General features: G+C 61.2%; 14 protein-coding genes and 1 pseudogene. 9 read left to right on the top strand and 6 right to left on the bottom strand.

Annotated features, from left to right (window positions below; all coding sequences use genetic code 11):
* Positions 1–499: 499 nt before the first annotated feature.
* From K6G35_RS03095 to K6G35_RS03085, 3 genes are read right to left on the bottom strand one after another with little or no spacing between them, the layout of a single operon-like run.
* Positions 500–1,399 carry a tetratricopeptide repeat protein gene (locus tag K6G35_RS03095; protein WP_495676076.1) on the bottom strand — a complete coding sequence of 300 codons (900 nt, stop codon included), beginning with the start codon at positions 1,397–1,399 and terminating at the stop codon, positions 500–502.
* Positions 1,396–3,999: a glycoside hydrolase family 19 protein gene (locus tag K6G35_RS03090; protein WP_008644481.1), complete on the bottom strand. Its 2,604-nt coding sequence runs from the start codon at positions 3,997–3,999 to the stop codon at positions 1,396–1,398. The genes K6G35_RS03095 and K6G35_RS03090 overlap by 4 nt, the downstream gene beginning before the upstream one ends.
* Positions 4,000–4,008: 9 nt before the next feature.
* Positions 4,009–6,363: a type VI secretion system Vgr family protein gene (locus K6G35_RS03085; protein ID WP_495676075.1), complete on the bottom strand. Its 2,355-nt coding sequence runs from the start codon at positions 6,361–6,363 to the stop codon at positions 4,009–4,011.
* 288 nt (positions 6,364–6,651) lie between these two features.
* Between K6G35_RS03085 and tssB the strand changes: the two genes are divergently transcribed.
* The 8 genes from tssB to tssE all read left to right on the top strand — a co-directional run bounded on the left by tssB (position 6,652) and on the right by tssE (position 16,306).
* On the top strand, positions 6,652–7,167 hold the full coding sequence (gene tssB / locus K6G35_RS03080; RefSeq protein ID WP_495676074.1) for a type VI secretion system contractile sheath small subunit: 516 nt from the start codon (positions 6,652–6,654) through the stop codon (positions 7,165–7,167).
* 25 nt (positions 7,168–7,192) lie between these two features.
* Positions 7,193–8,770 carry a type VI secretion system contractile sheath large subunit gene (tssC, locus tag K6G35_RS03075; RefSeq protein WP_035881455.1) on the top strand — a complete coding sequence of 526 codons (1,578 nt, stop codon included), beginning with the start codon at positions 7,193–7,195 and terminating at the stop codon, positions 8,768–8,770.
* 116 nt (positions 8,771–8,886) lie between these two features.
* Positions 8,887–10,233, top strand: a complete 1,347-nt coding sequence (gene tssK, locus K6G35_RS03070) for a type VI secretion system baseplate subunit TssK (RefSeq protein WP_080709661.1) — start codon at positions 8,887–8,889, stop codon at positions 10,231–10,233.
* Complete coding sequence (locus K6G35_RS03065; protein WP_035881454.1) at positions 10,230–10,880, top strand: DotU/TssL family secretion system protein; 651 nt, start codon at positions 10,230–10,232, stop codon at positions 10,878–10,880. The genes tssK and K6G35_RS03065 overlap by 4 nt, the downstream gene beginning before the upstream one ends.
* A 10-nt stretch (positions 10,881–10,890) precedes the next feature.
* Positions 10,891–12,609: an OmpA family protein gene (locus K6G35_RS03060; protein ID WP_186426021.1), complete on the top strand. Its 1,719-nt coding sequence runs from the start codon at positions 10,891–10,893 to the stop codon at positions 12,607–12,609.
* Between the two features lie 14 nt (positions 12,610–12,623).
* A complete protein-coding gene (locus K6G35_RS03055) occupies positions 12,624–13,109 on the top strand; it encodes an Hcp family type VI secretion system effector (RefSeq protein ID WP_008644490.1) in 486 nt (161 codons plus the stop codon).
* Between the two features lie 84 nt (positions 13,110–13,193).
* The gene (gene tssH, locus K6G35_RS03050) at positions 13,194–15,875 is read left to right on the top strand and encodes a type VI secretion system ATPase TssH (RefSeq protein ID WP_495676073.1); all 2,682 of its coding nucleotides are present in this window, start codon (positions 13,194–13,196) and stop codon (positions 15,873–15,875) included.
* Positions 15,872–16,306 (top strand): type VI secretion system baseplate subunit TssE, encoded by a 435-nt coding sequence (gene tssE / locus K6G35_RS03045; RefSeq protein ID WP_286879658.1) that lies wholly within the window; start codon positions 15,872–15,874, stop codon positions 16,304–16,306. Before tssH ends, tssE begins: the two co-directional genes overlap by 4 nt.
* Positions 16,307–16,598: 292 nt before the next feature.
* Here tssE and groL read toward each other — a convergent pair whose 3' ends face one another.
* Together groL and groES are read right to left on the bottom strand one after the other, a co-directional pair.
* On the bottom strand, positions 16,599–18,242 hold the full coding sequence (gene groL, locus K6G35_RS03040) for a chaperonin GroEL (RefSeq protein ID WP_495676072.1): 1,644 nt from the start codon (positions 18,240–18,242) through the stop codon (positions 16,599–16,601).
* 84 nt (positions 18,243–18,326) lie between these two features.
* Entirely contained in the window at positions 18,327–18,617 is a 291-nt protein-coding gene (gene groES / locus K6G35_RS03035; protein ID WP_008644494.1) for a co-chaperone GroES, read from the bottom strand.
* 361 nt (positions 18,618–18,978) lie between these two features.
* Between groES and K6G35_RS03030 the strand changes: the two genes are divergently transcribed.
* The gene (locus K6G35_RS03030) at positions 18,979–23,589 is read left to right on the top strand and encodes an autotransporter outer membrane beta-barrel domain-containing protein (RefSeq protein ID WP_495676071.1); all 4,611 of its coding nucleotides are present in this window, start codon (positions 18,979–18,981) and stop codon (positions 23,587–23,589) included.
* Positions 23,590–23,664: 75 nt separating this feature from the next.
* On the opposite strand, the pseudogene K6G35_RS03025 reads toward K6G35_RS03030, so the two are convergent.
* Positions 23,665–25,122, bottom strand: a pseudogene (locus K6G35_RS03025) (sensor histidine kinase); the annotation flags it as partial.
* Positions 25,123–25,177: the final 55 nt, after the last annotated feature.

Here is a 25,177-nt window from a genome sequence, read left to right as displayed (position 1 = left end):
ACCTTTGCGAACAAGGAAGACATCTTTGCGGCACAAAGTTATTAGCCAAAATGCAATAGGTTTTCGTATCAACTACCGGGCAACACTGTCGACTGGCTACGTAACTTGTTACCCGCCCGGGACTATCACCGACCACGAGCCCTGATAGTTGACAGGACGACATATCTTCCGTTGGGCGATACACGAGAATAATCTGCACCAGAAAAGAAGGCACCTCCCGTGGAGGTCATTCTCTCGGAGGACAGGAGTTCCACCACCTCCCCTCGCGACTTTATTAACGTCGCCCGCCTCCAGCCTTTCCCAGATACTTTCTGATCCTGACCATGAAGAGGACCGGAGAATTCCATTTGAAATTTATCATTTACCGGAAGAGTCCTTTTGCTCGACATCACGGCAGATGCGAAAAATGCAAGGCGTACCACTTCCACTCAGATTTTTTCCGAGTATTAATATATTATATATAGTTATAATAAGCCCCCCCAACACAAAGCAATCACCTCTATTTAATTCTCTCAATAACTCGAGATGGAATTTTACCGCCCATATTTTTCGAAATCATACCGTCATAATATTGGCCATATAATTTCCTTGCCTTCCGACCAATATCGACATTCCAGTAGGCGTCCGCCAGATTCAATTTTGCGACGATTCGATCTGGAAATTCTTTTACTACTTCCTCCAGGAGAGCTATAGCATCACCAGATCTCCCATTTTCTATCAAGAAATACGCAATATTATTGAAATCTGCCACATTATCTGAATCAACATACTCAGCAAGCTCAGATACGTCATAAGGCGCCATCGAGGACAAATAGGCTCTTAGGGTATCCTTGCCTCTACTTGCCTGCCGAAAGGCACTTAGATTAGCTTGAATCTTCTTGCGGACATCTACGACTGATTCATATCCATATGAGTCGGTTGACCCAATGATCGCGCAACCAGAAACTCTAGCCACTCTCTCTGACGAATAATATTTTTCATTAACAACATCGGCACGCTCACCCGTAACCCGCCTAACAAGGCACCAATTCGAGTAATTTGAGTTCCATTCATATACATCCCTGTATATTTGTCCACCATTACTTGAACAGCTACCGTCAATCGCGATTCGACGAGTATTTTGAATTTTGTAAATTGACATGGAACTACATTCATCAAATTTATCAATCGAATATTTGAACGTCTTATTTAGGAACTGTGATTTATATTCAACATAAATTCCGCCCCCACTATCGCGATATATTATTCTTCCTGGCATTCCGTTGTTTTCAAAATCATCTACCAGATCGAAGTCAGCTGGATTGGCCAGAGCCAATGCATAACCTCCAGCGTCAGTTAGCAGGAACAAGAAAAAATGGAAAATATAATATATCTGACGGAAGCTCAATATTGATTTCACGATGAAGCCTCCAATGCTGCAAGTCTGTTCTGCACGTATGTTTTAACCGAGCCAGATATTCCATACCAATTCTTGTCTTTTGGCTGGCCGGCTACATCTACTGGGCTTCCCGCTGCCAAGTCGAGTTCCAGATAGCGTTTGTACCCCCTCTTCGCCTCATCGTTACTTTTCCTCGCTATTCCGCCTTTGCCAAGCCCAGAGTCGTTCCACATGCCCCATGCGCAAGATGCCCTCTTCTCGTTGTAGGCACGACTTTCCTCGAATCGATACTTGCCATCTCTGTTGAGTTTGAGGCAACCCTGAAGATTTAGGGACTGTACTGCCCGGTTGAAATATTTAAGGCGGTCATCGTATCCGTTAAATCCACCATTAATAACTCTAGTAATCCAAATAAAATCGTCGGCATTACTTGGATCACGCAATCCTTCCTTAACAATATAAAACCAGGCTGCAGACAACAATGCATGATTTGGTTTCTCAAGTTCAGCCATGGCCATCTGATTGGATGTGCAATCCACTCCGGAATAGGCCTGATATTCTTTGTAGTTCTTTTCAAAAGTTATCTGCATTAACCCGCGGCCACGCCAAGGGTCATATGTTTTCGCCCCACCGAGTTCTTTGGTGAATTTGAACTCACCACTTTCGTGAAGAATTTGCGCAAGAAAATGCCCCTGAGATATACAAGAATCGAATCTGTGATCGACAAAAGCACGATTTAGAGGGCTAACGTACTCATCAAGCAGCTCATCCGATGTTGCTCGAGCTACCTGTTTCAGCATATCGGTGGTAATTTCCAGAGCCTTGCAGTTTTCCCTTGCAAAATTCCCAACCAATCCAATCGGATGAATATGAAACACATCCGATCCCGGCAGATCACTCACACCGGCCTTCACCTCATCCCACCAGACCAGCTTCTCGATACGCTTCTGCTCGGCCTCGTGCTGGACTTGCGGCCCGGTTCGTGTCTCAATTTCCTGGATAAGGCGCCTCCACTTGACCGGGTTAGCCCATTCGCTTTCGTGTTTGATAATCAGGCGTGACATGCGCAGCGCGCGCCACGGATCGTTGGCGGCATCGCACAACTCATCCGCCGCCTGTCTGCCGTCCCCGGTGGCGTAAATGGCCCGATATACCTTTGCCATCAAGGGACTGAGTTTGGCGAGTGCGCCTGGAGCGGGGACATCGGCACCCAGTAAGTAATCGACATACGCCTTGGTGGTGGCGAACATCGTATGTGTCGGATCGTGCGGGTCGTCGAAAGAAGCATCGAAGTCAATCCAGGCCTGCGCAAATTCGCGGGTCACCCGGCCGCCGGCAAAACTCTGCTCGCGCACCCAACCACTGACGACCCGGCTTCGCACATCCGCACTGTCCACCTTCCACCACGGCCGCTTCTGGTTGTCTGTACCCGGCGTGGTCTCCATGACCTTGTTGTCTTTCAGCCTGGCCAACCCGGCCAACGACAGCACCTGGATGACGCCGGTCTGCGGGGCGTCTTGTCCTTCGTTGAGGGCGGCCTTGTACAGCTTGGTCTGCCTGGCAATCCGCAAAATAGTTGGCTCGCTCGGTAGCCCGAGTTGCTTCCAACGATCGGGAAAGGGAGAGTGTTGCTCAATCCAGGCGCGACCTTGTTGGAGGAATGGCTTGATGGCGTCGCCGCAGAAGACCTCGATATGCACCATCTGATTCGATGTCTGCTGACCCAACGAGTCATAGCGGCCCAGGTAGCCGATCAGGTCGCCTGCTTTGATGGGCACCGGTTGGGGTGGCACCACCACTTGGTCCAACATGGAGTCCGGCATGACCGCTTCAGCTACATAGCCACCATGCTCCTTGCCCAGAAACGCCCAGCCACCGACCGCAGCGGATGGCGCGACGTACGCCCCCACAGTCGGCGGATACGCCTGTGTCCCGTGTATATCCTTGATCTTGCCCCAATCGCCCGCGCGTTCGCTGATGCTGAACTGCGTGCCTTGCGGCAGGATGCAACGGGGTGCGCCGTGCGGATGGGTGGCCCGGACCCTCAGGCCTTTCTGCTCCGACGGCGCAGTCACGCCGCGCGGGCTGACATGGGGCTTGTCCTGGGCATATTCTGTAACTTTGAATTCCGGAGTCCAGTAAGCTGGCTTGGGCAGTGTCGCATCGCTCTCGTACCCAGCGAGGTCCTGCAGATGCATGTACAGGCTGAAGAACGTAAGTTTGGTGCCCCTGGGGAACTCCATCGCATGGCGCACCAGGGCAAAGCCCGTGCTGTAGGGGGCACTGAAAGCTGGCTTGCCGTTTTGCGCAGGCAGTTCGCTGATGGGGTAGCTGCGATTCAGGCGCCATGCGACCACGTCACCGTCGGCGATGCAACGCACACCGCCTTTCAGGTCAAGGGCTTGGCCGGCGCCAGCTTCCGATATGTGGATGCCACCGTGCCACATTCCCTTGCTGCTGAGGGAATACGTCCCGGATGGCTCGTTCTTCAGGATTCTGTGAAATTCGTGCTCGTCCGTAATCTCGATGGATGCGGTGCCATTGCCTTTCTTGCGGAACGGGAACGTGAAGCGCAATAGCTTCAGTGGTGGCAGAGACGGAGTCGTCGGGGTAGTCGCCATGCGCTTGCCTTACTCGGAGAACCCGAAGTTCATGTCGCCCTTGATGTCTTTCACCGGGGCGTTTATCCAGTTCGGGAAAGTAAAGTTGCCGCCTGCGGGATCCTCGACATTCAGGTTGCCCCTGGCTTCGATCTGACCGCTCGGGCTGGCCAGCACGATCTTTCCGTTGCCAATCGTGATGTACGCGCCGGAGCCGTCGCCCAACGTGATGCCCTGAGACGCGGTGACCATGACCTTGCCCTCGGACGAACTGACGACAACATCCTTCAGCGCCATCAACTCCAACGCATCACCTTGCGCCTGGATCTGAACCTTGCCCTTGGCCGCAAAGAGACGGATACCCAGCTTCGCGGCAAATAGCGATATGGCCTCCCCAGCGGCGACCGTCATTCGTTTAAGAACGCCGATGTCCAGACCACTGCCAGCGGTCACGAACATTTGTTTGCGCGCTGCCAGTTGCATGTTCTCCCCACTCGTCACGCCTACGCCATGCGGGGCCGTGGCAATGAGGACAGGCTTCTGCAGGCTCAGCAGCTTCTGTTCAATGAGCGTGCGTTGCTGGTCGATGTCTGCGAGCCAAGCCTTGGCCGCGCTGGCCGAGTCGTTGAGGGAGCTTAGTATCTCCTTGCCTTGCTTGAGCGTGGCTTCGACATCCTGCATGTCGAGCTGCTGGCCTGTCGCCCCCGGCTGATCATCCGCCGATAGGAACAGCCCCTTGCCACCCCGGATCGCACCCCAACCCGAAGTACGCAGCTCAAACCCATCGCCTCGCTTTTTCTTCTTGTGATCGACGAGGTAGCCAAGATTGAGCTGGGTCTTGCCACCGTACTCCGTGGATAGCTTGACGCTCTCCTGCCCCTGCCAATCCTCGAAGCGCAGCTTGTTATTGGCCTGCGTGCGGAAGACGCTGCGTGACATCCACCGGTCCTGATTGGTGACGTGATCGGGCTGCAGGCTTGCGTGTAATGCGCCACTAATAAAAGGCTTGTTGGGATTCCCATCATGGAAGGCAATCGCCACCTCGGTACCGTCAATCAGCGGAAAGTGAAATCCCGTCTGCAAGGCCCCGGCAAACGGCTTGGCGAGGCGTAGCGGCACGCTCTCGCCGCCCTTGGGCCACTCGTCAAAGTCGAAGTCGAACCGGACGATGTAGTGCCCGTCCTGCGTCAGGTACGCATACTTGTACTGGCCTGGCGACGTGATCCGGCCACTGAGCGCTCCGGCAATGCGCGGCCATTTTGACTCGTCCATCGGCAGGCGGAAGCGCCGGTCGCAAGGAATGGCCTTGTAGGTATTGCGGTACGCTTGATCGCGGGCGCCGGTGTGGATGACTTCGGTGATGACCTGCCCATTGGGCGCGTCCGGCAAGGTCGTGTCGATGCGCAAAATGCGCGCCGGACGCAATGCCAGCACGTTACTTTTACCCGCGTAGACAAGCTGCCAAGCGATAGCCGCTTCGTGCCGCAGTTGCGCTTGCCATTTCGCTCCGGCCTGGTCCAGGTGATGCGTGCCGTAGACGTAGGGCTGGCCGTAGGTCGTCTTGTCCTTGTAGGCGATGTTGGCCTCGACCACTTTTCGTTCCCACGAATCGGCCGAGTTGTAGTCCGCCACCTTGACCGACGCCGGCACCGTTACTGCGTGCGTCTGGATTTCGTAGACTGCTTCCAGGCCCGACTCAAGGCCTGCTGTTTCGCGGTAGGGCACGCGCAGCTCGGGCTGGTAGATGTAGTGGTCGATGTCGTCCCCGAACACCACCATCTCGCCGAACTTGCCCGGCGTGAAATAGCAGTACAACCCTTCTTGTTCCATCAGCAGCCGGATGTAGTCCCAATCGGACATCTCGTACTGCATGCGAAAGGCGAGCTGCGGATAGGTGCGCCGGGTCTTGAACGCGAACTGATGCCCCTTCAGCTCATGGCCACGCAGGATGGCCTCGATAATCTGCGGGGCAGTCTTCTGCTGGTAAATGCGATTGCGTTTCGTCAGCCTCAACCGCGCGACCTGCGGCACAACAACCACCTCGTAAGCGCAGAAGTCGCGGGTCTGACGGGTCTTCGAGAACTCCGAAATCCAGCCCGCGAACTTGCGCGGCTCACTGTCGTCGATCGCATTGATGATGAAGGTGGCGTCCCGGTTCAGGTACTCGGCCCGGTCCAACTCCAGCGGATGTGTCAGCCGTACCCGAACTTCATAGGGTTCGCCCAGGCGTTCCACTGCCTCGAAAGACACCACAGACAACTCTGCGGCACTGGCGGTGCCTGGTACCTCGAGGAAGTACGCCTGCCGCCCGGTAACCGTCATGGCCACCGCATTGCGCGGCGCCCCAGCTCCGTTCGCCTTTAGTCCATCCAACTCACCCGCCATGCTTCTTGCTCCGTTGTCAGCGTGATCGAACCAGCTGCAAGGAGCCAACATCTAGCGACGATGTACGCTCCCGCGCATCGAACGCTACCCGCAAATGACGGTGCCGGAAATGCGATTTCAGCCGCAGTTGAGTGCAAAACAATGTCCAGTGCAAAACCGGATAAATGCTATATCCGCACCTACTGGATTCCACTACCCTGCCCGCCGGATCGTTGTTCCTTGGTTGCACCAACCTTCGGAATTGAAGATCGCTTAATTGCGAATTTCGCGAATTAAATAGGATTGCATATGGCCGAGAGTTTTCAGAATGAAGTGCCTAAGGCGCGGGTCAACATCAAGCTCGACCTGCATACGGGTGGTACGCAGAAGAAAGTCGAGCTGCCACTGAAGCTGCTGGTGATTGGCGACTACAGCAACGGGCAGGAAACGCAAGCCCTCGCTGAGCGCGAGAAGGTGTCGATCAACAAGAACAACTTCAACTCCGTCCTCGCCGACTTCAACCCGAAGGCGCGGATCGCGGTCGAGCACACCCTCGCACAGGATCGTTCGGAACTGTCGGTCGATCTGGACTTCAAGTCGATGGATGACTTCAAGCCAGAAGTGGTTGCGAGCCGCGTGCCCGAGCTGCGAGCCCTGATGGCCGCACGCAACCTGCTGCGCGACCTCAAGTCGAATCTGCTCGACAACGCCATGTTTCGTCGCGAGCTCGAAAAGATCCTTAAGGACCCTGGTCTTTCCGAGCGCCTGCGGGCCGATCTGCAGAAGATCGGCGAGGCTGCACCGATTTCCCAATCTGCCCAGTAACCCGAATTCTTGAGGATTGAGCCCCATGGCCCAGCATGAAATGTCCCCCAGCGCCAACAGCGAAACCGACACCGTCGTCCTGGATGCGCCGGGCAAGAGCGTCTATGAGTCCCTGTGCGAGAAGATCAACCTGACCCCGGTCAAGGCCGCGCGCCCGATGGAGTCGTTCCAGAGCGCCGATGCGCTGTCCGAATCGTCGCTGGATGAGCGTGTCGCCCAGGCGATGACCGTGTTCCTGAGAATGATCCAGGACTCATCGCAACAGGTCGATCGTCTAGACAAGAGCCTACTCGACTTCCATATCGCGCATCTGGACCAGCAGATCAGCCAGCAGTTGGACGCGATCATGCACCATGAGACATTCCAACAGATCGAGTCGGCGTGGCGCGGCCTGAAGTTCCTGGTCGACCGGACGGACTTCCGCAAGAACGTCAAGATCGAAGTGCTGGATGTGTCTAAGGACGCGCTGCGCCAGGATTTCGAGGACACCCCAGAGGTCATCCAGAGCGGGTTGTACCTGCACACCTACATTCAGGAGTACGACACCCCCGGCGGTGAACCCATCGGCTCGATCATCTCCAACTACGAGTTCGACCGCAGCCAGCAGGATATTGTCTTGCTGCGCAATATCTCCAAGGTGTCCGCCGCCGCCCATATGCCGTTCATCGGCTCGGTGTCGCCGAAGTTCTTTGGCAAGGACTCGATGGACGAGGTGGCCAGCATCCGCGATATCGGTAATTACTTCGATCGCGCCGAGTATCTGAAGTGGAAGAGCTTCCGCGATTCAGATGACGCCCGCTATATCGGCCTGACCCTGCCGCGCTTCCTCGCGCGTTTGCCCTATGGCCCGGATACGGTACCTGTGCGCGCCTTCAACTACACCGAAGCCGTCAAAGGGCCGGATCACAGCCGCTATCTGTGGGGCAACGCCTCGTTCGCCTTTGCCGTGAACATGGTGCATAGCTTCATCAAGAACGGCTGGTGCGTGCAGATCCGTGGCCCGCAGGCCGGTGGTCTCGTCGAGGATCTGCCGATCCACCTGTATGACCTGGGCACCGGTAATCAGGCCAAAATCCCGACCGAGGTGCTGATCCCAGAGACGCGCGAGTTCGAGTTCGCCAATCTGGGATTCATCCCGCTGTCGTACTACAAGAACCACGACTTCGCGTGCTTCTTCTCGGCCCACTCTGCCCAGAAGCCAGCGCTCTACGACACCAGAGAGGCTACGGCGAATAGCCGCGTCAATGCGCGCCTGCCATATATCTTCCTGCTGTCACGCATCGCCCACTACCTGAAACTGATTCAGCGCGAGAACATCGGTACCACCAAGGACCGCCGCGTGCTGGAGTTGGAACTGAACACCTGGATCAAGACGCTCGTCACCGAGATGACAGATCCGGGCGATGAACTTCAGGCCTCGCACCCGCTGCGCGAAGCCAAGGTGATCGTCGAGGACATCGAAGACAACCCGGGCTTCTTCCGCGTCAAGCTCTTCATCGTGCCGCACTTCCAGATCGAAGGGATGGATATCAATCTATCGCTGGTCTCGCAGATGCCCAAGGCGAAAGCCGATCGACTGCTGTCGGCTTCGACGGCGATTTAGACAGCTCGCAGACATGTCGTAGGCCTGCCGCACGGTAGCTATGAGTCACCGTGCAGCGTCTCCCATGTGGAAAGGGTTGTTTCGGCGTATGAGCCGATCACGATGAATCGATCACGATGAAGATAGCAAGGCCACTGTGGGCGCAGGGCATTTTCATGACCCCGCAGCATTTCCAGCAACAAGCGCTGTGGGAACAGTACACCAACGAGCACATTGCGCGCATCGCGAGCCCCGAGCCATGGGGTACGGTGCGCGTGGAGATCGATTCGCAGGCGCTATCCATCCATCGACTGATGGTCAATGCGCTGGCGATCCGCCTGCCGGATGGCACGGTGATCGACACGGACACTGTAGACCAGACCCCACCCACACGCGATCTCGCCGACGTGCCGTCCAACGTCGACAGCGTCGTGGTGCTGATCGGCCTGCCTCTGGTCGATACGCAAGGCGGCAACTGCGTCGAGACCGGCGAGCGGCCCGTCCGGCCGCGGCGCTTCCTGCGCGAGTATCTCGAAGTCGCCGACCTGCATGGGGAAGGCAAGGAAGAGATCAGTGTCGAGCGGCACGCACTGGCCCTGCTCTTCGATTTCGAGACGCACGGCGACTACGTGACCTGCCCGATCACGCGGCTGGTACGCACATCGCAGGGGCGTTTCGAACTCGATCCGGTGTTCGTGCCGCCATGCCTCTTGCTGTCAGCGAACGACCGGCTCACCGAGCGCATGCGCCGACTCTCGGAGATCCTGGCTGCCAAGAGCGCGAGCCTTGCTGTGCGCAGGCGTGAGCGTTCCGACCAGATTGCGGATTTTGCAGTCGCTGACGTCGCACTCTTTTGGCTATTGCACAGCGTGAACGGAACCTGGCCGGATTTGGCCCGCCTGTGCGCAGCACCGCAGCAGCATCCGGAGCGGCTTTATGCTGTTCTCTCCCGTCTGGCCGGGTCGCTCCTGACCTTCTCCACCACAGAAACGCTGCAGGCCATCCCGGCCTATGACCACCAGACGCCCGAACCGATGTTCGCGGAGCTGGAATCGCTTATCCGTACGCTCCTGGATACGGTGATTCCGTCGCGGGTCGTCCCTGTGGCGCTTGAGCAAATCCGGCCCACGGTCTGGATGGGCAAGATCCTCGACGAGCGGCTTGTCGAAGGCGCCGAATACTACCTGTCGGTCCAGGCGAGACTACCCGCCCAGATACTGATCGAGCAACTGTCCCGTCTGTGCAAGGCGGGGGCGCCCGATGAGGTCGAACAGATCGTCAATTCGGCCTTGCCGGGGATTCCATTGCGAACCATGTCACGTCTGCCCGCAGCCATTCCGGTTCGGATCGAGAATCAGTATTTCGCGCTCGACAGTGGCCATCCAGCATTCCAACGCATGTTGGCTGCTCGGGCCTGCCAGTTCTACATCCCCGCTTCTGTGCCGGACGTCTCCCTTGAGCTCTTTGCGGTATTGCCAGCATGACAACGCTGACCACCATTCTGCCCCTCGCCCTGCGCGACACCGCGCTCACCGTAACGGAGCTAGCCGATGACGCTGCGCCCGGCGATACCTTCGCAGTATTTCGAAAAAAGTGTCTCGATCAAGTGACCCGCCTGCGGGAGGAGTTCCAGGCCGCGGGCCACGCCCAGGCCGTGGCCGAGGATGCTGCCTATGCGCAGTGTGCCTTGTTGGACGAGTACGCATTGCGTCGGCTCGCCGGCGACGAGCGTAGCGCCTGGGAGCGCGAACCATTGCAGGTCCAGGAGTTCCAGAGCCATAACGCGGGCGAGGAGTTGATTGCGCGCATCGAACGCAGGCTGGCGGAAGCGCAGCCGGTCATCCCCCTGCTGGTCGTCTTTCATACGGTACTGGGCCTGGGCTTTCAGGGAAAATTTGCGTTGGAGGGCAACGCCGCCCGCGAGGCGCTGGTGCACGCCATCGATGAGCGCCTCAAGCACGCCGGCGTGCAGAAGACTACCGGGCCGGTCATCGTCACCGCCGGCAAGGCGCGGGGATGGCGCGGCCTGTCGCCACTGGCCTGGGTAGCCATTGCACTGGTCAGTACTGGTCTGGTGTATTTTGCGCTGGATCGATGGCTGGCCGTCTCTATTGCCCGGCTGGCGAGCTAAAAGGGACGTCGTGACCGGCTACCCCTACCGCAGCCTGTTCGGCTGGATCGCGGCACTCGCGCTGGCCTGGCTGGCGTTCAGTTCGCCCTGGCGGCCTGCTTGGAACCTGTTACTCGGGGCATTCGTCATCGCGGTGGTAGCTACCGCCATCGTGGTAGCCACACGGCGCGTTCGCGCACGCCAACGCGCCTCCCGAGACGTGCTTGAGGCCATCAACGTGTTGCTGGATGCGCTGCCGGGCGATACTCGCCGTAACACGCCGTTGGCGCTGGTGGTGGGAGATCGCGACGGAGCGCCAGCGAGGGCATTCGGCGAGGCGTTGGTCCGGATCACCGATACAGCGATCTGGGTGCGCGTCGATGATGCAACGCGGCTAGCGCATGTGGCCGACGCACTCAAGCGCTGGCGCGAAGGACAGGGCCCGGACGCCGTTGCCTGCCTGATTGCAGCGGACCACGCTCGCGACGCCGCCGCGCTGATCGTCGGACTCAGGCGCTGGCGTGTCGCCGTTGGCGAAGCCAGCCGGGCTGTTGGCTATTCCTTGCCCGTCTGCGTTGCCGTCTATGCCGAAGAAGCCGGCGGACCGGCCGACGATTGCGCGTGGTTCGGCGTGTCCGGCGGCACCGTCCCTTCAGCCGAAACGCTGTGCTCGCAGCTTTGGGATGGTCTCATGAGCTTGCCACAGGCGGCCGTCCCTGCAGACCGCGAGGCACGCATGCACCGTGCGGCCCGCCTCGACGCGCTAATCAGGTGGGCATCCGGCGCCTTGTTGCCGCCGTTGCGTGACGACGAGCGTAATGGCTTACGCAGCGGTCCCCCCGTCGATATCAGCGCGTTTGGGGTGACCGCCATCGACGGTGCGCCGGTCCCTGATTCTCTCTATGCGCGCTTCGTTACGCAAGTAACCGGGTTGGCACGCGGCACGGGAGTGGGGCGCAACGCGTCTTATCCCTTGCCGGAGCCGCTACTGCGTGGCATCGCCTTGCAGCCTGTGCAGCGGGCTATGCCGCGTGCAATAGCGCATGCACTCGCCTGGCTCGCGCTCGCCTTCTGCGCAGCGGCTGCGGCCTCCGCGTGGCAAAACCGTGCCCTGGTCGCACGTGTCATGACCGACATGGCTCGCTATCGAGTGATCGGCCCGGACCATGATGTTGCGCGCGTGGATGCACTACAGGCGCTCAAGCGGGACCGCGATGAGCTCGATCAATACGGCCGGTCCGGCGTGCCGCCTCGCCTCGGGTTGGGCTTCTACCGGGGTGCCGCACTGCTCGCGCCCCTCAATACTCTGATCGCCGCCTATCAACCCCCAGCGCCGCTGCCCGCGACCATCGAACTCGACAGCCTGTCGCTTTTCAAGAGCGGTAGCGCGCTGCTCAGCCCCGGCTCCAATCGCGTGCTGATCGGTGCGTTGGAGATGATCAAGGCCCATCCCGAGAAGCGCGTGCTCGTGGCTGGGCACACAGACTCGGTGGGAGATCCGCGAGCCAACCTGAAGCTTTCCGAAGCGCGCGCCGCGTCCGTGCGGGATTGGCTGGCGGACGCCGCCGACCTGCCGGTCACCCGCTTCGCCATCCAGGGCTACGGCGAGACCCGTCCCAAGGCTCCCAACGAATCGGAAGCCGGGCGCGCGGCCAACCGCCGTGTCGAGATCACGCTAATCCCCGATTGTCGCGACGAACATCACGACAACCGGGAATCCCTGGGCCATCCGGCCTGTTCATTGCAGTAGAAGGAGCAAGAAAAATGGCAATTCCCGCATATATGTGGATCAAGGACGACGGTGGCGCCGACATCAAGGGCTCGGTCACTGTCTCGGAGCGTGAGGGCAGCGTCGAAGTCGTGGCATTCAATCACTCGGTCAGCATCCCGACCGACGCCAACACCGGCAAGCTGACTGGCACACGCGTGCACATGCCGATCCTGTTCACCAAGGAAACTGACGCTTCGACCCCGTATCTGTACAAGGCGGTCACCAGCGGCCAGACGCTCAAGTCGATCGAGATCAAGTGGTACAGGATTGACGACGCCGGCAAGGAAAAGGAGTACTTCAACACCAAACTGGAGAACGTGAAGGTGGTTGGCGTCACGCCCAAGATGCTGGACATCAAGAACCCGGTTTTCGAGAAGCACAATCACCTCGAAGACGTCGAGCTGCGCTACGAGAAGATCACCTGGTCGTACAAGGACGGCAACATCATCCACGCCGACAGCTGGAACGAGCGCTCGTAAGCGCCATCGCGGCCGGTGCCTGGCGTCGGCTTGCGAACCAGCGCTCTCGTCTCCCCCATTGCGCCACCGCAGCGATACGCCACCATGACCACCCGCGACTACTCTCCCTTTCTGCGACGCCTGAACGACCACTGCGCCCGTGCTCTGGCGAATGCAGCCAGTCTTTGCGAAACCCGCGCGCACCGTGACATCGAGGTGGAGCACTGGCTGATCAAACTGCTGGAGCAAGGCGAAGGCGACCTGCTTGCCATCCTGCGTCGCCACGAACTGGATGCCGATGGGATCTGGAACGGACTGTTGGCTGCGGTCGACCACCTGCCGCATGACCTCCGGGGCAAGCCGGGGCTATCGCAGCGCCTGGGCCAGTGGCTGGAGGCCGCGTGGATGCGTGCCTCGCTCGAATCCACGGCCCCGGGCATAGACAGATCGATTCGTTCGGCCCACTTGCTGGCGGCGCTGGCGGAGACGCCGCACCTGTTGCGCGCCCCGGATGCCTGGCCGCTGCTGAGCGTGTCTGCCGCGCAGATTGAGCGGCTGATGCCTGAACTGGACAAGATATCTGTCGAGGCAACATCGCCGGTCACGCCGAGCCATGGACCGCCGAGCATCGCTACAAGGCGCCCTGCCGACCAGCCCGACAATTCAGCCCTCTCTCGTTTCACCACGGACGTCACGCAGAAGGCGCGCGATGGCAAGATCGACCCCGTGTTTGGCCGCGACTTCGAGATCCGGCAGATGGTCGATATCCTCGCCCGGCGCCGCAAGAACAATCCGATTCTGGTCGGCGAACCGGGGGTGGGCAAAACTGCGCTCGTCGAAGGGCTGGCGCTCAAGATCGCCGAAGAGGACGTGCCCGCAGCCATCCGGGACGTGACCGTACTCACCTTGGATATGGGCCTCCTGCAAGCCGGTGCGGGCGTCAAGGGCGAGTTCGAGCAGCGCCTCAAGAATGTCATTGAGGCCGTCCAGCAGTCGCCGACGCCCATTCTGCTTTTCATCGACGAGGCGCACACCCTGATTGGCGCCGGCAATACGGCCGGAGGCGCCGATGCCGCCAACCTGCTCAAGCCTGCACTGGCGCGGGGCGAATTACGCACGATCGCGGCGACCACCTGGTCCGAATATAAGCAGTACTTCGAGCGCGACGCGGCGCTGGAGCGCCGCTTCCAGATGGTCAAGGTCGATGAGCCCGATGATGAGAACGCCTGCCTGATGTTGCGCGGGCTCAAGGATCGGTACGCGCAGCACCACAACGTCCATATCACCGATGCCGCCGTCGCAGCCGCCGTCCGTCTTTCACGTCGCTATCTGATTGGGCGCCAGCTCCCCGACAAAGCGGTTGACCTGATCGACACGGCGGCTGCGCGGGTGCGCATGAGCCAGGAGGCCAGGCCCGTGGCGATCTGCACTCTTGAAGCCGAACGTGCAGCGCTGGGGGTCGAGTCCTCGGCGCTGCAGCAGGATCAGGGGGCCACCGGCGAGGACAAGCGCAATCGTCTGTCGGCCATCAAGACGCGCCTACGCGAGCTTGCCATCGAACTCGGACAGCTCGAGTCCGAATTTGCGAAGCAGAAAGACGCTGCCGACAAGCTGATGGTGCTGCGTGCCCAATGGCAGGCCGCGACCGACGCTTCCGAGCGCCACGATCTCGCGTCCTCCATTCAGGCCGCCCACCAGGTCCTGGCCGCGCACGGTCAGGCGACACTTCTACATGCAGAAGTTGCTGAGACTGTCGTAGCACAGGTAATCGCCGACTGGACCGGCGTGCCGGTTGACAACCTGTTGTCGAATGAACTGGCCACCCTGCTGGAACTGGAGGCACGCCTCGGACGGGTCGTGGTTGGGCAGGACGAGGCTCTTGCCGCGCTCGGCAAGAGCCTGCGCGCCGCCAAGGCGGGCTTGAAGTCCGAGGAGGCACCGCTGGGCGTCTTTCTCCTCGTGGGGCCTTCTGGGGTCGGCAAGACCGAAACGGCGCGGGCACTGGCCGATCTCATGTTCGGCGGTGAACGCTCGCTCATCACGATCAACCTGTCGGAGTATCAGGAAGCCCACACCGTATCGCAATTGAAGGGGTCGCCGCCGGGCTATGTCGGCTATGGCGAGGGCGGCATCCTGACTCAGGCTGTCCGTCAGCGACCCTACAGCGTGGTCCTCCTGGACGAGGTGGAGAAAGCCCATCGGGACGTGGTCAACCTGTTCTACCAGGTCTTCGATCGCGGCTTCATGCGCGATGGCGAAGGCCGGGTCATTGATTTCCGCAACACCGTCATCCTGATGACGTCGAATCTCGGCAGCGAGCAAATCCTGGCGGCCACCGACGCCGCAACGGAGGCTGGCGGGGAAATCCCCGCCAGCGCGCTGATGGAGACCATCCGGCCGCTCCTGATCGACCGCTTCCAGCCCGCGCTGCTGGCGCGCTTCCAGACCATTGTGTACCGGCCGCTCGCCGCCGAGGCCATGGCCACGATCGTACGGATGAAGCTAGCCAAGGTGGCCGAGCGCATCGAACGCCGGTTCGGCGTGCCGCTGTGCTGTGACGACGCCCTGGTGGCCGAACTGGTGCGCGCCTGTCTGTTGCCCGATTCCGGCGCACGCAATATCGACAACCTGCTCGACCAGCAGATCTTGCCCGTGCTGTCGCGTGAGTTACTGGTACGCATGACCAGCAAGCGGGCACCTGCATCTATCCGCCTTTCGTTCTCTGAGGACGACTGCATTGGGCTGGACTTCGATGATGCGGCAACCACCACAGAGGAACACGCGTGACGCGCGGCGGGCCAGGTCTCTTCGAAGCGGTTACCGGGTTCTTTGCGAATGGCGTTGCCGTTGACGAGTTAGATGCCTCGACCCAGACCTTCCTGTCGGTCCAGGACAACATCCAGCGCATCCTTAACAGTCGGCGCGGTGGCCTTGCGCATCTGCCTGACTACGGACTGGGAGATCTGTCCCGCATCTACCGCCACCTGCCTGCCTCGGCGCACACGCTCAAGCGGGAAATCGAGACGACGCTCCTGCGCTACGAGCCGAGATTGAAGGCCCTCGACCTCGAGATCGAGGAGCCCGAACCGGGCATGCTGTTGAGCTTCACGATGACCTGCCATTTGCATCAGTCTGGACTGGTGCGATTCGGCACGCATTTCATGCCGGACGGCAAGACACGGCTCAAGCTGCTGAGGTCGGCGCACGATCATGACTAACCACCAATCCCCCCTGAGCGCTGCCAGGGATCTCAGCGGCACATGCCGCCGCACACTACTAAAGCACCGAACGCGCCGGCGGCAGCACCAACGACATTGCCGAACAACTGGCCAAACTGCTGCCCGAGGTGATTTGCAGCCCCGAGCGCATTCTGGATAGGCTGACCGCCGCTGCGGACGCGCTTGGAAAGGCGTTGTCCGCGATCTGAACGGCCAATGAAAAACCCCCGAGGGCTCGCGCTCTCGGGGGTTTTTCTCAGACAGGCTGATTGGCTCAGCAGTCCGGCATGAATTACATCATGCCTTCCATGCCGCCCATGCCGCCCATGCCGCCCGGCATTGCCGGAGCCGACTCTTCCTTCGGCGATTCGGCCACGGCGCAGTCGGTCGTCAGCATCAGCGAAGCCACCGAAGCGGCGTTCTGCAGCGCGGTGCGGGTCACCTTGGTCGGATCCAGCACGCCCATTTCCACCAGGTCGCCGTACTCGCCCGAAGCCGCGTTGTAACCGTAGTTACCCTTGCCTTCGATAACCTTGGCCACCACGACCGAAGCTTCTTCACCAGCGTTCAGCACGATCTGGCGCAGCGGCTCTTCCATGGCGCGCAGCACGATCTTGATACCGGCGTTCTGGTCGGGGTTCTCGCCGTGCAGGCCAGCGATCGCAGCACGAGCACGCAGCAGGGCCACACCACCGCCCGGGACGATGCCTTCTTCCACGGCAGCACGGGTAGCGTGCAGTGCATCTTCCACGCGTGCCTTCTTTTCCTTCATTTCGACTTCGGTGGCTGCGCCAACCTTGATCACGGCAACACCGCCGGCCAGCTTGGCCACGCGCTCTTGCAGCTTCTCACGGTCGTAGTCCGAGGTCGCCTCTTCGATCTGGGCGCGGATTTGCTTCACGCGGCCTTCGATCGCCGATGCGTCGCCGGCGCCGTCGATGATGATGGTGTTTTCCTTGCCGATCTCGATGCGCTTGGCCTGGCCCAGGTCCTGCAGCGAGGCCTTTTCCAGCGTCAGACCGATTTCCTCGGCGATCACGGTACCGCCGGTCAGGATGGCGATGTCTTCCAGCATGGCCTTGCGGCGGTCGCCGAAGCCCGGAGCCTTCACGGCGGCGGTCTTCAGGATGCCACGGATGTTGTTCACCACCAGCGTGGCCAGGGCTTCGCCTTCCACGTCTTCAGCGATGATCAGCAGCGGGCGGCCAGCCTTGGCCACTTGCTCCAGCACCGGCAGCAGGTCACGGATGTTCGAGACCTTCTTGTCGAACAGCAGAACGAACGGGCTGTCCAGCTGAACAACCTGCTTTTCCGGGTTGTTGATGAAGTACGGCGACAGGTAGCCACGGTCGAACTGCATACCTTCCACGACTTCCAGCTCGTCGGCCAGCGACTTGCCGTCTTCGACGGTGATCACGCCTTCCTTGCCAACCTTGTCCATGGCTTCGGCAATGCGCTCGCCGATCGAGGCGTCGCTGTTGGCCGAGATCGCGCCAACCTGGGCGATTTCCTTGCTGGTGGTCGTCGGCTTGCTCAGCTTCTTCAGCTCTTCGACGGCGGCGCCAACGGCCTTGTCGATGCCGCGCTTCAGGTCCATCGGGTTCATGCCGGCGGCAACGAACTTCATGCCTTCGCGCACGATCGACTGGGCCAGCACGGTTGCGGTGGTGGTACCGTCACCGGCGTTGTCGCTGGTCTTGGAAGCCACTTCCTTGACCATCTGCGCGCCCATGTTCTGCAGCTTGTCCTTCAGTTCGATTTCCTTGGCCACGGACACGCCGTCCTTGGTCACGGTCGGGCCGCCGAAGCTGCGCTCCAGCACCACGTTGCGGCCCTTCGGGCCCAGGGTCACCTTCACTGCGTTGGCGAGGATGTTCACGCCTTCGACCATCTTGGCACGGGCGGCGTCGCCGAACACTACGTCTTTTGCTGCCATGTTCTGAATCTCCGAATCTGGATGGATGCGTCCCGCTGGATTGTCAGGGGGACGATCGGGAATTGGGTGGCTTGTGGGCGTCGATTACTTGTTGACGACAGCCATGATGTCTTCTTCGCGCATGACCAGCAGTTCCTGGCCATCCACCTTCACGCCCTGGCCGGCGTACTTGCCGAACAGCACGCGGTCACCCACCTTGACGTCGAGGGCGATGTTGTTGCCCTTGTCATCCTTCTTGCCAGGGCCAATCGCCAGCACTTCGCCTTGATCGGGCTTCTCGGCAGCATTGTCGGGAATCACGATGCCGGATGCGGTCTTGGTTTCATTGTCCAGACGCTTCACGATCACGCGGTCGTGCAGAGGACGCAGGTTCATACGGACTCCTAGATACAAAAGTGAGTGTTAAATCACAAAATGGTCGTCTGATAGCGACGACCATCGGGTTTCGGGTACCGCGGGGGCGACTGTTAGCACTCTCCCCCAGCGAGTGCTAATTATAGGGACGGGGTATTTCGTTTTCAAGACGCGGGCTGAATGGGGGTTTTCCCGTACAGATCACAAGAATGCGCCGAGGGAAACAGTCCCAGCCGATGAATACGCTCCATAGATCACACAAAAATCTGGTCCTCCCACCCCGAATTCCCTAGTTCTTGGGATTCCCTGTAGTTGTTGCAATTTGTAACTTCGAGGCTTTGCCGCCCTCTGGGGCATTCGCAGCCACCGGGGAGGCCGCACCTTGAACCACATCTATCGACTTGTCTGGAATCGCACGCTGTGCGCATTGAAGGTGGCGCCGGAAACGGCCGGAAGCCAGGGCTCGGGAGGCACGGGCACCGCAACCATCGCCCCAACGGCTTCCCGGCGGCGTGCCGGCTGGAGCGTCGGCTTGCCGGCACTGTCGGCGCTTTCCGCGGGCCTGCTCCCCGCCATTGTGATGGCTGCCACACCGATTGCCGGAACGCTGCCAACCGGCTCGGTCTGGATCAGCGGGAGCGGGACTGTCAACTCGACAGGGACCACCACGACGGTCAATCAATATTCGTCATCGGGCACGATCAACTGGTCCTCTTTCGATGTCGCTTCGAACAGTACGGTCAATTTCACGCCGAATACGGGTGCGAGCGCCGTCACCCTCAACAACATTTCTGGCACTACGGCCAGCCAGATCTACGGAACCGTGTCGGCAGCCGGGCAGACGATCCTTGCCAATGCAAACGGCCTGGTTTTCGGTGGCACGACATCAGCCGGCGGACTTCTCGCCACCTCGCTCGGTGTTTCCGCCCCTGCCACGACGGGAGGCAGCTACAGCCTTGATGCAGCGGCCATGCGCGGCACCGTAGCGTTTGCTGGCGGTGCAACGTTCATTGGCAACTCCGCGGCACTCGTCGGCGCCGGCGTGTCGAACAATGGCGTGCTGACGGCCAATGGCGGGCGAATCAGCCTGGTGGCCGCGGACCACGCAACGATGACGTTCGACGACAAGGGTCTGATGAATGTTGCCATTGCCGGCGCACTGAGCACCGCGCAGGGCGGCACCGCGGTCGTCAATACCGGAACCCTCCAGGCAACCGGCGGCACGATCATCATGGCGGCAGCAGCCCAGCCGGGGTTGTACGGCACGCTAGTCAACAACAGCGGCGTCATCATCGCGAATGGTGGAAACGTCAGCCTCAGCGCAATAGGGGGCGCCGTAGTCAACAACGGCAGCATCGACGTCTCGCAGGGTGGCCAGTCCCAAGCTGGGCAGGTTCAGATCACGTCAGACGCCGCCGTGAGCCTGGGGGGCAACATCGACGCGTCGGGCACGACGACGGGCGGCTCGATTGCCATCTCGGGTGGTAGTGTCCAGCTCGGTGGCACGCTGACCGCCGGGACAGGCCAGATCAGCCTGCAATCGTTGGGGGACGTCCTCCAGACCTGGGGCAGCCTGACAGCGGGAACCCTGACAGGCAGCGCCGTCGGCAGCATGAAGCTCGACCAGAGCAGCAACAGCATCGCCGCGCTCGGGCCGATCAGCACGGGCAGCGACTTCGCGTTGACCACGACCCGTTCGCTTGGACAATCCGGCCCGTTGTCGATCGGTGGCGATACCACGATCAACGCGGGCACGAACGCCATTACGCTGACCAACGCCAGCAATTCGTTCGGTGGCGCGGTAAACCTGACCGGTGGCACCACGCAGATCACCAGTGGCGCGGGACTGAACTTGGGCACCGTCAACGCCGGCACATTGACCGCCACAAGCTCGGGTGCGTTGGTCTTCGGCACCACCGCCGTGAACGGTAGCCTGTCGGCAACGAGCAACCGCGGATTCATCATGCAAAACGGTACGCTCACCATTGCGGGCAACAGCACCTTCAATGCCGGCACGGGCGCTATCTCGCTAACCAACATCGGCAACTGGTTTGGTGGCACCGTGAACCTGACCGGTGGCGCCACGATAATCAGCAGCGCCTCGGCCCTGACCTTCGGTAACGTCAATACGGATACATTGCTTGCCACGAGCCTGGGTCCAATGAACCTTGGCACCGGCACGGTGCGTGGCTACCTGTCGGCATCCACCAACGACAATGCCATCACCCAAAGCGGAGCGCTCAGCGTTGCCGGTAGCACCACCATCAGCGCCGGCACTGGCGCCATCACGTTGACCGACGCGAGCAACAGCTTTCAGGGCCCGATCGCTGCAACGGGGTCCAGCGTGGCATTGCGCGCGGCTGGCGATCTGCGCGTCTCGGCGCTAAACAACAGCACGAACGGCGCGGTCAGCCTGACCGCTGGCGGGGCGTTGACGCTACCGGTATCGGCAATCAACACCGGCACGAGCAATCTGCAACTCGCGGCCAACGGCGGCACGTTGCTAGCCAATGCCGCGTTGAGCGGCAGCAATATCACGATCTCTGCCCGCGACAGCATCGCGCTGTACGGGCCAGTGACGGCCAGCGGACAACTCGCGCTCAGTACAAGCACCGGCCAGTGGATCTTCGCGCTGGGGGACGTGCAGGCCGCCACCACGCAAATCGGCAGCGGCACACTGCGCATCGGCAACGGCACCACCACCGGCAGCATTGGCGGCAACGTGGTCAACAGCGGCACACTGATGTTCAACCGGACCGACAGCATCGGCTATGCCGACGTCATCAGTGGCACCGGGAATCTCGTCCAGCAAGGCACCGGCACCTTGACCCTGACTGGCGTCAACACCTATACCGGCGCGACACAGGTCGCCGGCGGCACGCTTGCCCTGTCCGGCGCGGGCAGCATCGCAAACTCCAGCGGTGTGCAAGTCGATGCGGCAGGCATCCTCGACATCTCCGGCATCACCGCCGCACAGGCCAGCTTCCGAAGCCTGAGTGGCGCTGGCCAGATCAAGCTGGGCACCAGAACGCTGGCAACGGGCGGTGACAACAGCAGCGGCACCTTATCGGGCGCCATCTCGGGCACGGGCGGCTTGCTCAAGACCGGCAGCGGCACGCTGACGCTTGGCGGCGACAACAGCTTCAGTGGCGGCACCGCGCTCAAGCAAGGACGCATCGACCTTGGCAGCAACGGCGCGCTGGGGACCGGCACACTCTCGATGGATGACGGCACCACGCTCGGCATTGCCACCGATGGGCTGCGCATCGCCAATGCGATCCGCCTGACGGGCAGCAACGATCCTGTGATCGACACTGGCGCCTTCAATGCCACGCTCGCCGGGGCCATCAGTGGTTCGGGCTTTCTCACCAAGAACGGCAGTGGCGCCTTGACGCTTGCCGGCGCCAACGACTACGCCGGGGCCACCAACGTTGCGGCCGGCACGCTGCGGGCGGGAGCGGCCAACACCTTCAGCGCGGCATCCGTTCACACGGTGGCCAGCGGCGCCACGCTGGATCTCGCCGGTTTCAGCCAGAGCGTCGCGGGACTGAACAACGGGGGCGTGGTCTCGCTGATGGGCACGACACCCGGCGCGACCTTGACGGTGACGGGCCCCTACACGGGCAACAACGGCACGCTGCGCATGGGCACTGCGCTCGGCGACAGCACCGGCGTGAGTGACCGGCTGATCCTCAGCGGCCCCGCCGCCATCGCCAGCGGTCAGACCACGCTGCAGATCTCCAACCTGAATGGGCTTGGCGCGCTGACCGCGGGCAACGGCATCGAGGTGATCAGCGCCGTCAATGGCGCCAGCACCACGGCGCAGACCAGCAAGAGCGCGTTCGTGCTCGCAGGTGGCCATGTAGATGCCGGCGCCTACCAGTACCGCCTGTACGCTGCCGACGCCAAGGGATCGGGCGAGAACTGGTATCTGCGCTCCAATGGCGAGACCACCGAAACCACCCCGACCACCGAACCTGCGGACCCGCCCGTCACGACCTACCGTGCCGAAGCCGCGTTGTACGCGGCGCTGCCGAGTCAACTGCGCCAGAGCAACCTTGCCATGATCGGCAACCTGCACCAGCGCGTGGGCGATGACGACCCGAGGTCCGCCACATCGGGCACCCTATCCGGCACCCCATCGGGCACCCCTGCCGGTCGCGATCGCCGGGCATGGGCCCGCGTGCTGACCACCGATGTCGACGTCAGCCAGGACGGCACGGTGGCGCCCAAGAGCAAGGGCCGGTTGACCGGCTTCCAGGCCGGCACGGATTTGCTGGCCACGCAGGACTGGCGCGCTGGCCTCTACGTCGGCCAGCTGGATGGCAACGTAAGCGTCAATGGCTTCATCGGCGGCATCGACAATGCTGGCGCCGGCCGCAACGATCTGCACAACCAGTATCTGGGCTTCTACGGCACATATGCCGGGAACAGCGGCATCTACGCCGACGCGGTGCTGCAGTTGGGCCGTCACCGCTACACGGTGACGCCAGCGTCCAGCTCCGGGGTCGAGACCAAGGGAGACAGCCTGCTGGCATCTCTGGAACTGGGACGCGCCTTTCCACTTGGCGGCAGCGCCTGGAGCATCGAACCCCAGTTGCAGGTGATTCACCAACGCATTCACCTCGACAACGCGCAGATCCCCGGAGCAATGGTCCAGACCGACGTGAACAGCAGCTGGCTCGCGCGCGTCGGCGCGCGGGTGAAGGGTGAAATGGAGGCAGGCTCCGCCGCGTTGCGGCCATATGGCCGCGTCAACCTCTACATGGCATCGAACGGTAGCGACGTCGCCCGCTTCACAAACCCGGCCGCCACCACCGACATCGTGGCAGCGACCGGCGGCACGAGCATCGAGGTGGCCGCGGGCCTAACCGCGGCCCTGAACCGGCGCTTCAGCCTGTACGGCGAGGTCGGCAGGATCTGGGCCGCCGGCGGCAATGCCAAGGTCAGAAACTCGATCCTTGGCTCCGCCGGGTTGCAGGTCAAGTGGTAGGCCAGTGCCACCAGCATCGAGCGGGATATGAACGGCCAGCACGGTCCCCTCTCCCGTTGATCGCACGCTGAACGTGCCGCCAAGGCGCTCGGTACGCGCCCGCATGCTGCGCATGCCCGCACCGGCGTACCGCCCGGCGGCGGCCGGATCGAAGCCAACGCCGTTATCGCTGACCAACAGCTCCAGCCCGCGCGTGCCGACGCGTACCGCGACGTCCGCGCGGCTGGCCTTGCTGTGCTTCATCACGTTGGTCAGTGCTTCCTGCAAGGTCCGCATGACATCGAGAATCCGCGAATTCGGCAGATGGCATTGCTCAAGGCCATCGAGCTGCCAATGACACGCGATGTCATGGCTCTCCAGCAACCGGCTAAGGCGGTGGCGCAGCGGCACGATCTGCCCCGCCAGCGCCGGCTCGCCGAACTGCTGGCTGGCGGTCGTATCGACGATGATGCGCAGGTCATCGCGCAACGCCCGGAGCATCGACAGCACCTGCCCGGGCGGGATGTCATGCGGGCTGCGCTCCAGCGTGGCGATGCCGCTGACGAGTGTGCCGCCGAGCCCGTCGTGCAGGTCGTGCGCCAGATTGAGCCTCTCGTTGAGCCGCGCGTTGGCAACCTCGTACTCGCGTTGGCGCCCCAGGTTGACGACGAGTTCGGCCTTGGCTTCGGAAACCTTGCCGTGCAACTCGTCGTTGAACCGTTCGATCCGACGCAGGTTGGCCACGAAGCGCCATGCCAGCACCAGCGCCATAGCGATCATCTGGACCTGCGAAGTCAGCGCCGCGTAGTAGGCGTTGTCCGTCAGGATGCCGAGAAAGGACAGCAGGTCGTGCACCGCCGCGACGAGGAAGATGGCGATGCAAACCGACAGGATGCGATGATCGGTGCGGCCATGACGCCAGGCGAAGCCCAGGAACACAATGCACGTCGCGAAGAAGACGCACGCTGCCCACAGCGTGAGCACATTGCGCACCGTGGACAGGGATTCGGTCGGCGCCCAGATCACCGCCGCCGCTCCCACCGCGGCAAGCAGCCAGAGTCCGCCTTCGACACGCGGCAGACGCCGCTCGCAGAATCGCGCCATGGATAACATGTACGCGACGCTGTAGACCAGCAGCGCGACGGTGTTCGCACGCTCCCAGGCGTCGGTACTCGCGAACGGCCAGGTGGTAGTCGCCACCTGGTTCAGCGCCACGCACCACCAGGCCAGCGACATCAGGCTGAACCATCCGTAAGCCGCTTCCTGCCGACGCATCACCCAGAGCGAAAAGAAGAGGCAGCCAAGCGCGACGGTGACGGCAAGGCTGATCAGTTGCAGATCGTGCCGCAGCCAGTACGCGCGATCGTATGCGGGCCGCAGGTGTTCAGGGGCGGCGATCGATACGGGCCCGAGGCCAGGCTGGTAGGCCGACAACCCCGAGACGCGAACCAGCAGCGTGTTGGCGCCCTCTCGCAGCAGCGCGGCAGGCAGCAACTGGTAGCGCGGGGTATTCCAGGCACGCGTGAGCGGTTCGACCAGGCTCGTGTCGCGCATCAACAGGCTGCCATTGAGATAGACCGCGCCGGCCATGTTCAGGTAGTCGAGCAGC

The sequence above is a fragment of the Cupriavidus sp. HY129 genome (assembly GCF_059492215.1).
Note: the sequence above shows the minus strand (reverse complement) of the source record. Positions and strands in the feature narration are given on the sequence as shown.

Excerpts from the sequence above, each read along its gene's own strand:
- groES (WP_008644494.1), bottom strand. The coding sequence starts at position 18,617 with ATGAACCTGCGTCCTCTGCACGACCGCGTGATCGTGAAGCGTCTGGAC.
- groL (WP_495676072.1), bottom strand. The coding sequence starts at position 18,242 with ATGGCAGCAAAAGACGTAGTGTTCGGCGACGCCGCCCGTGCCAAGATG.
- K6G35_RS03085 (WP_495676075.1), bottom strand. The coding sequence starts at position 6,363 with ATGGCGGGTGAGTTGGATGGACTAAAGGCGAACGGAGCTGGGGCGCCG.
- K6G35_RS03065 (WP_035881454.1), top strand. The coding sequence starts at position 10,230 with ATGACAACGCTGACCACCATTCTGCCCCTCGCCCTGCGCGACACCGCG.
- tssB (WP_495676074.1), top strand. The coding sequence starts at position 6,652 with ATGGCCGAGAGTTTTCAGAATGAAGTGCCTAAGGCGCGGGTCAACATC.
- tssH (WP_495676073.1), top strand. The coding sequence starts at position 13,194 with ATGACCACCCGCGACTACTCTCCCTTTCTGCGACGCCTGAACGACCAC.
- tssK (WP_080709661.1), top strand. The coding sequence starts at position 8,887 with ATGAAGATAGCAAGGCCACTGTGGGCGCAGGGCATTTTCATGACCCCG.
- K6G35_RS03055 (WP_008644490.1), top strand. The coding sequence starts at position 12,624 with ATGGCAATTCCCGCATATATGTGGATCAAGGACGACGGTGGCGCCGAC.
- tssC (WP_035881455.1), top strand. The coding sequence starts at position 7,193 with ATGGCCCAGCATGAAATGTCCCCCAGCGCCAACAGCGAAACCGACACC.
- K6G35_RS03090 (WP_008644481.1), bottom strand. The coding sequence starts at position 3,999 with ATGGCGACTACCCCGACGACTCCGTCTCTGCCACCACTGAAGCTATTG.